This is a genomic window from Pelomonas sp. CA6 (assembly GCF_022549225.1).
Classification (GTDB): domain Bacteria; phylum Pseudomonadota; class Gammaproteobacteria; order Burkholderiales; family Burkholderiaceae_C; genus Roseateles.
Genome location: NZ_JAKZFD010000070.1, coordinates 1 through 335 on the forward strand (window position 1 = coordinate 1; position 335 = coordinate 335).

General features: G+C 69.9%; 1 protein-coding gene. It reads right to left on the reverse strand.

What is annotated here, in order from left to right:
* Positions 1 to 335: hypothetical protein (locus LZ017_RS21930; protein WP_241399049.1), on the reverse strand; the 335-nt coding region annotated here is incomplete at both ends.

Genomic DNA, 335 nt, shown 5'->3' on the forward strand with positions numbered 1-335 from the left:
GTGGCTCCAGCTTTGCGCGCTCAAATCCACACGTCCCCCGGAGAGCTTGGCGCCATCCGTCGTCAACGCCCCCGGCGTGCCCAATACCAGCTGCTGTTGGGCCGCCAGTTGCGCCTGCGCCAGGTTCAGCTCGCCGCCCGTGGCGGTCAGCGTCACATCGCGCCCCTGCGTGCGGCTGTCCTGCAGCTGCAGCTGGGCCCCTTGCAGTTGCACAGCACCAGCCGCCACGCTCGTGCCGCTGTGTTGCAGCACACCGCTGGCCTGCACGCTCAGCGCCCCATCGGACGCCAGCGTGTTGTCCGGCTTGAGCCCCGCGGCCCAGGTGCCACTGCTAA